General features: G+C 61.3%; 8 protein-coding genes. All 8 read left to right on the plus strand.

The features are described 5' to 3' along the window. Positions 1-4 precede the first annotated feature (4 nt). The 8 genes from QZ564_RS07320 to QZ564_RS07355 all read left to right on the plus strand — a co-directional run bounded on the left by QZ564_RS07320 (position 5) and on the right by QZ564_RS07355 (position 6,474). Positions 5-976: a transketolase C-terminal domain-containing protein gene (locus tag QZ564_RS07320; protein ID WP_297107069.1), complete on the plus strand. Its 972-nt coding sequence runs from the start codon at positions 5-7 to the stop codon at positions 974-976. Between the two features lie 20 nt (positions 977-996). Then, complete coding sequence (locus QZ564_RS07325; RefSeq protein WP_297107071.1) at positions 997-1,323, plus strand: YgiT-type zinc finger protein; 327 nt, start codon at positions 997-999, stop codon at positions 1,321-1,323. Next, the gene (locus QZ564_RS07330; RefSeq protein ID WP_297107074.1) at positions 1,320-1,868 is read left to right on the plus strand and encodes a hypothetical protein; all 549 of its coding nucleotides are present in this window, start codon (positions 1,320-1,322) and stop codon (positions 1,866-1,868) included. Before QZ564_RS07325 ends, QZ564_RS07330 begins: the two co-directional genes overlap by 4 nt. A gap of 23 nt (positions 1,869-1,891) precedes the next feature. After that, entirely contained in the window at positions 1,892-2,461 is a 570-nt protein-coding gene (locus QZ564_RS07335; protein ID WP_297107076.1) for a hypothetical protein, read from the plus strand. A gap of 21 nt (positions 2,462-2,482) precedes the next feature. Continuing rightward, on the plus strand, positions 2,483-3,925 hold the full coding sequence (locus QZ564_RS07340) for an MBOAT family O-acyltransferase (RefSeq protein WP_297107078.1): 1,443 nt from the start codon (positions 2,483-2,485) through the stop codon (positions 3,923-3,925). An 11-nt stretch (positions 3,926-3,936) separates the two neighbouring features. Beyond that, positions 3,937-4,935: a hypothetical protein gene (locus QZ564_RS07345; protein WP_297107081.1), complete on the plus strand. Its 999-nt coding sequence runs from the start codon at positions 3,937-3,939 to the stop codon at positions 4,933-4,935. A 228-nt stretch (positions 4,936-5,163) separates the two neighbouring features. Then, positions 5,164-5,550, plus strand: coding sequence for a DUF302 domain-containing protein (locus tag QZ564_RS07350; RefSeq protein ID WP_297107084.1), 387 nt, complete (start codon positions 5,164-5,166; stop codon positions 5,548-5,550). Between the two features lie 168 nt (positions 5,551-5,718). Beyond that, positions 5,719-6,474, plus strand: coding sequence for an IclR family transcriptional regulator C-terminal domain-containing protein (locus QZ564_RS07355; protein ID WP_297107088.1), 756 nt, complete (start codon positions 5,719-5,721; stop codon positions 6,472-6,474). Positions 6,475-6,804 lie beyond the last annotated feature (330 nt).

A 6,804-nucleotide genomic window follows, 5' to 3' on the forward strand; every position in this document is an offset into this window, starting at 1 on the left:
GAAAATGACTGAGAAAAGCTGGATGTACGCCGTCCTTGAGGCCGTGCAGTACGAGATGCGCCAGGATCCGAATATGCTCTGGCTGTTCGAGCTGACGGCTCCCGTGGCGTCCAATCCCGGGCTCCCGGTGATCAATCTGGAAACAGAATTCACCCGCAAGCGGGTCATCAACACCGGCATCGATGAAATGTGGATGGTAGCAGCGACGCTGGGCGCCGGTCTCGCCGGCTCGAAAGCGGCCACCTATATTCCCTATCAGGGGGCGGCTATGCCCTTTCAAATCATCCAGAACCATGCCGGCAAGTTGCGCCACATGACTGGTGGAGTGGCCTCCATGCCGGTGGTGTTCGTCATGGAGATGACAGGCCAGACCCCGGGCTTTGCCGGGCAACATTCCGACTACGAGATCGATTCCTATTACATGCACATCCCGGGCGTGAAGACGGTCGTGCCGTCCACCCCCTACGATGCCAAGGGCATGATGGCGTCGGCGCTGCGCGACCCCAATCCTGTGGTCTTCCTTTATCCGGCGGGCCTGCGCGAACTCGTAGCGGAGGTGCCGGACGAGCAGTATGACGTGCCACTCGACAAGGCGGCGGTGCTGGCAGAAGGCACCGATCTCACCATAGTGGGCTCGGGTGCCGGCATGCCCGAAATCCTCAAGGCGGCCGACGCGCTCAAAGCCGACGGGATGAGCGTGGAAGTCATCGACTTGCGGTCGCTCAAGCCCATGGACACCGAGACACTCGTGGCCTCGGTGGGCAAGACCAAGAAGCTGCTCGCGGTCGATCAAACCTACTACACGCTGGGCCCCGCGGCCGAAGTGGTGGCCCGCGTGGCGGAAAATGTCGACGGCGCCCGCTTCAAGCGCATCGCATTTCCGGACGCCCCGCCCCCCGCCTCTCCTGAAATGTTCCTCTGGATGCGGGTCAATGCCGACCACATCGCCAATGCGGCGCGCAAGCTGGTTGGTTAGGAAGCAGCGGGAGAGGCATCATGAACTACCAGGATAGAGAGGGCGAACAATCGCCGGCTGGCGACGCCCGGTGCCCGCAGTGCGGCAGCGCCGCGATCGGCCCCACCAACATTCGGTCTGCCCTCTGGCAGGGAGAGCGCCTGGTGGTCATAGAGGGGCTGCCGGCTCTGGAGTGCCGCTCCTGCAAAGAGCAGTTCTACGACGATGTGACCGCGACAATGCTGGACCTATTGCGGGGCGCCGGATTTCCAGCCGACAAAGCCGCGCGTTTTCTCGAGGTACCGGTATTCGACTATGCCCAGATGCTCAGGCGAGCGAATCTGGCGAAAGCGAAAGTGCCGCTATGAGCATCGCCATCCGCTCCCCGCTTGTCGCCGTGCTGGTCCTGCTTCTGGCCGGGCCGGTTCTGGCGCAGGCCGGCTTCGAGTTCATGCCCGATGGCGGTAGAGGACTGCTGCGGCAGCTGTTTGCCGACAAGCCCGCGGAGCTGGCGAAGCTGGCTTCGGAGAGTCACGACCAGGCAAGCTGGGAGACTATCCTGGGGCAGGACACAGATCTCAGCGAGACCGAGAGGCTTACGCTGGCCGGCTATCTCAGCGTCAATTTTCCCTTTGTGGGGGACATGGGGGTTCTCGCCAGCGCCGAGGATCCGGTTTCCCTGCTCCCGCAGGACGGCAAGGAGTTGGCCGTGGCCAATTGCCAGTATTGTCACGCGATCTTCTCCGGCTATCTCATGCATGACCGGAACGTGCAGGGTTGGCGCAGCGTGTTCCTCTCGCCCTTCCACCGCGAGATCAAGATGGACGAAAAGGAGCGCGAGACCTTCGCACTCTACTCAGCGGTCAACATGCCCATGAAATACGAGGACGTACCACCCGAACTGCGTTTCTGAGGACCCTGACAAAGGAGGATCGAATGAAGCCCACCTTGATTGCAGCGCTTGTCCTAGGGATCGCCTGCGGACTGACCTCAGTGTCCCTGTCTCAGACTGACGACGTCTTCGCGTTCATTCCGGAAGGTGGTAGGACGTTGCTCGCAGGCGTGGCGGAGGCCGGGCTGCCCGATTCCACACTGAATGAATACAAGTCGGGAACCAGGACCAGTTTGGAATGGCTGGCCTTGCTGGAGCAAGCGGCGGCGAGTGCTCCAGCGGTCGCGGCGCTGGACGAGTACCAGCGGCAAACGCTGGCCGACTACTTGTTCTATAACGCACCGCTCGGTGCCGATCTGACACCGGACGCGTTGCCAATGGACGGACGCGACATGACGCTGCGCTATTGCCAGTCCTGCCACATCGTGACCGTGGTGGTTACCCAGTCGCGGGCGCGGGAAGCCTGGCTGGGCACGATGAACAAGCCCAGTCACGTCGAAATCGATCTGACCCCCGCACAGCGGGAGGCCCTGGCCGACTATCTGGTGGTCAATGCCGGCATTCCGATCGAAGAGGTGCCCCCCGAACTGCGCGCCGGCGGTGCGTCCTACTGATCAGGCTGGGCAGGCAAGGCCATGCTGTTCAATTCGCTGGCCTTCGCTCTGTTCTTGCCCTTGGTCCTGGGCGGTACCGCCGCCCTTCCCCTCGGATGGCGTTGGCTGTGGCTGCTTGCTGCCTCCCTGGTCTTCTATGGCTGGGGACAGCCGGGCAACCTGCTGTTCCTTGGCGGGGTAACTCTGTGGGCCTATGCGTTCGGTCTCCTGCTGGGCCATGGCCGCAGCAGGGGCGCGCGCAGATGGCTGCTCACGAGCGCCCTTCTGGGCCTGATCGGTTCGCTGGCGGCCTTTAAGTTCTATGACTTCATCCGCGCCGAGCTACCCGAGCAGTGGGCGAGCCTCTGGCCCGTTCTCGGGATTAATGCGCCCGCCGGCTATTCCTTTTACACCTTCGCAGCTGCCGCATATCTGATCGATGTCCACCGACGCGAGCTGCAGGCGGAGCGAAACGCGGCGCAGTTCGGGCTCTACATGGCCTGGTTTCCCAAGGTGCTGGTGGGGCCCATTGCCCGCGCCAAACCCTTCCTGGATCAGGCCAGGAACGGGCTGCGCGCTGACCCCGAAAAAATGGTCGGTGCCCTGCAGCTCGTGTTCTGGGGCCTGTTCAAGAAGGTCGTCATCGCCGACAACCTGGCGCCCGTTGTCGACAATGCCTTCGCGATTGCTCCCTATGCGGCACCGCTGGAGCTGCTGATCGCGGTCTATTTCTTTGCCTTCCAGATCTATTGCGATTTTTCAGGCATCGCTGACATGGCCATTGGCACCTCCCGCCTGTTCGGCATCGAGCTACCGATCAATTTCCGCCGCCCATACCTGTCACGCTCGGTGTCCGAGTTCTGGTCGCAGCGCTGGCACATAACGCTGGGGCAATGGTTCCGCGACTATCTTTACATTCCCCTGGGGGGCAGCCGGGCCGGTGTCGCCCGGACCTACCTCAACATCATGATCGTCTTTCTGGTCAGCGGGTTGTGGCACGCCGGGCTCGGCTATGGGCTGGGGTGGAGCTTTCTGGTCTGGGGCTTGCTGAACGGTCTCTATCAATGGGCGCAGATGGGTGTCTCGACCCTGGCCGCCAAGCTGCCCGTCCCAAGTCTGCTCCCGGAGCGCCTAAGCGGCGCGCTCGCCATTTTCCTGACCTTTCATCTCATCCTGGTGTCCTGGGTGTTCTTCCGCGCTGCCTCGGTGGAAGAAGCGGTGCTGGTCCTTCAGCGCATTGCGGCAGCCATCCCCGACCTGCCCTCGGTGATCCGGCACTACCCGTTTTCCGGTGAGCATGCCCTCGGCGCAGGCCTCATCGCCCTGCTGATGGGCGTGGAAATGCTCGATGAGAGGCGGCCGCTCGCCCAACGCATCGCAGCATGGGCGCGGCCCTGGCGCTGGGCGCTCTATTACTGTGTCCTGGGTGCCATCGTGGTGATTGGTAGTTGGCAGGGCAGCCGCGCCATCTACATGCAATTCTAGCGGAGGAATGCATGGACGAAGCCATTGCCGTACCCCCACCTCGACGCCGCACCATCCTGCAATTCCTGACTATCGGACTGGGGCTCTATCTCGCTCTCTGGGCGCTCAGTGAGGCCATTGTCTATCGCAGCGGGCACGACAACCCCTTCTTCAAAATCGCCACCGCAGACAGGACACATTACGACTGGCTGATCCTGGGCGCCTCACATGCCATGCCCCTGGCCTTTGATGATGTGGAAACCCGGCTCGAGTCGTCCGCCGGAGTGAGCATCATCAACCTTGCATTGCAGGGCGTCGGTCCGCTTTACAATGACGTCGTGCTGGAGCGTTTCGTCCGCGACCACTCTGCCTCCGGACTTGTCTATGTGGTGGATTCCTTTGCGTTCAGGAGCGCGCAATGGAATGCGGATCGACTGGCCGATGCCGATCTTCTGGCACGCACGCCATTCGACCTGGGCGTTGCACGAAGGCTGCTTGCCGAAAGCGTCAGTGGCGATCTGCCGCTTCAGGCGCCGCTCGCCTACGTCACCGGCTTCCCCAAGATCAACAATCCGGACCGCTTCTCCCTTGACCTGTGGGATTCGGTCACCCTGTTCGACCGCCGCTATAGGCCCTCGTCAACAGCAGCAGCGGAGCGGGTGGCGTATCTCTATCCCCAAGGCTCCGAGAATCCGGCTGTGCTGGAACATTACCTCGACATGTTTGACGGCCTGCTTGACCGCGCAGAAGCTGCCGGGATGTCTGTGCTGGTCGTGAAGCTGCCTCTGCCGTCTAGTTTTGTCGCGGGGCTGCCCGGAGAGGCTGATTTCAATGCGGCGCTTGAAGAGAAACTCGCCTCCCGGGGGCTCAACCTGCTCGACTTCACCGACCGGATGCAGGATCCGCGCTTTTACTTCGACAGCGACCATCTCGGCCGCCAAGGTGTGGAAGCCTTGGCCACCGAAATCCTTGTGCCACTGCTCCGCCACCAGGACCCTGTCGAGACGGACGGCAAAACAGCTGCCGAATGAAACACCGTTTGCGATTCCTATCCGCGATGGCGCTCCGACAGAGCCTGACGATGACGAAGGATCCGACACAAACGGATTGAGCCTCTACGGAGCTTGGTTGATGCCGATCAAAAAGCAAATCGGCGACCGCCCTACGGTGAATCAAATATGGTGGACATTTGGCGATGGTCAGTCCAGCCGAGCCGCACAGGACATACCGGCTAGACCCGTCTAGACAGGAAATCATTCATGTATACCTTCAACAAGCTAATGACTGCGTCCAGCTTCGATGCCGCAATCGATCGGACGCGCGCTGCCCTGGCCGATCAGGGCTTCGGCGTTCTCACGGAAATCGACGTGCAGAAGACCATGATGACCAAGCTGGGCGAGGCGATGCCCCGATATACCATTTTGGGCGCCTGCAACCCGAAAATGGCGTTCGAAGCCCTGCGGCTTGAGCCGCGGGTGGGTGCCATGCTCCCTTGCAACGTGATCGTGCGCGAACTGGAAAACGGTGCGGTCGAGGTCAGTGCGATTGACCCCGTGGCGTCGATGAGCGCCATCGAGAACGAGGCGCTCAAATCCGTCGCCGGCAAGGTGCGTGACATGTTGTCTGACGTGATCGAGAAGCTCTGAGCCTGCATGGAATTGCATTGACCACGAACAAGGTCGCATGGAGGCTGTTGAGTTAGCCAAGGGCAGCACTGGACTGCGCGATGCCCAAATCAGTCCTTGAGGCACTCTGTTCTGCTGCCCGCCTTTCACCTATTCTGTGCGCCCAGCGCACAAGGATAGGGAACAGGCATGCGGGACGGCGACATCATCCACGGCCTTATTCGCGGTCTGTCCGTCATCGAATGCTTTGATGAGGATCATGCGCGCATGTCGATTACCGATGTCGCCGAGCGTACCGGGCTCGAGCGGGCCACGGCACGGCGGTGCCTGCTGACTCTGGTGCACCTCGGCTACGCCACCTATGACGGTAAATTCTTCCAGCTGACCCCGCGGGTACTCAATCTGGGCCATTCCTATCTGGCCGCCACACCGCTGCCCCGTTTGATCCAGCCTTTTCTCGAAGAACTCTCCCGCGCCACCGGCGAAAGCACCTCGGCGGCGGTTCTCGAAGGCACCGACATTCTCTATGTCGCCCGGGCCTCGACCCGCCGCGTCATGTCGATCAATCTGGGGGCTGGCGCGCGCCTCCCCGCCTATTGCACGTCCATGGGCCGCACTTTGCTGGCCGCGCTGCCTGCCGATGAGGCCCAGGCGATTCTCGATCGCTCAGACATCGTGGCCTATACAGCGCGTACCAAGGCCGACAAGGCCACCATCACCACTGAACTGGCGGTCATTGCAGCACAGGGTTTTGCCGTCATCGATCAGGAACTCGAACTGGGTCTGTGTTCGATCGCCGTGCCGCTGCACAACGCCATTGGCCAGGTCGTGGCCGCAATCAATATCGGCGCCCATGTCGCCCGCGCGCCCACCTCTCGCATGATCGCCCATTTCCTGCCGTTGATGCGCAAGGTCCAAGCCGAAGTGCGCCCGCTCCTCCGTTGAACGGGAAGCCGCGGACCGGTTCGTGCACACCCTCCCGTTCCGACCGACAACTGTCACATATCGCCATTAGGGTCGTCGCGGTGGCCGCTTCCAGAGTCTGTGTCAAAGACCTTTCCAAGCCGTCATTCCGCCTTTCCAGAACAGTGACACAAATGGATCAAGTTTGAAATAACCATTTATTTTTCAATGACTTAATGTGTCACAAACAGGTCATTGAAATGCAATAAAACCGTCGTCGGGCACACCTATGGTCGCCGCGTCACAGGGCGGCCCAACGAATGGCTGGCCATGTTTGCAAATGAATTCCGGAAGGGACATTCCATGAAGACC

The organism is uncultured Devosia sp., assembly GCF_913055165.1.
Classification (GTDB): Bacteria; Pseudomonadota; Alphaproteobacteria; order Rhizobiales; family Devosiaceae; genus Devosia.

Coding starts and splice junctions, on each gene's coding strand:
- QZ564_RS07320 (WP_297107069.1), top strand. CDS start 5: ATGACTGAGAAAAGCTGGATGTACGCCGTCCTTGAGGCCGTGCAGTAC.
- QZ564_RS07325 (WP_297107071.1), top strand. CDS start 997: ATGAACTACCAGGATAGAGAGGGCGAACAATCGCCGGCTGGCGACGCC.
- QZ564_RS07330 (WP_297107074.1), top strand. CDS start 1,320: ATGAGCATCGCCATCCGCTCCCCGCTTGTCGCCGTGCTGGTCCTGCTT.
- QZ564_RS07335 (WP_297107076.1), top strand. CDS start 1,892: ATGAAGCCCACCTTGATTGCAGCGCTTGTCCTAGGGATCGCCTGCGGA.
- QZ564_RS07340 (WP_297107078.1), top strand. CDS start 2,483: ATGCTGTTCAATTCGCTGGCCTTCGCTCTGTTCTTGCCCTTGGTCCTG.
- QZ564_RS07345 (WP_297107081.1), top strand. CDS start 3,937: ATGGACGAAGCCATTGCCGTACCCCCACCTCGACGCCGCACCATCCTG.
- QZ564_RS07350 (WP_297107084.1), top strand. CDS start 5,164: ATGTATACCTTCAACAAGCTAATGACTGCGTCCAGCTTCGATGCCGCA.
- QZ564_RS07355 (WP_297107088.1), top strand. CDS start 5,719: ATGCGGGACGGCGACATCATCCACGGCCTTATTCGCGGTCTGTCCGTC.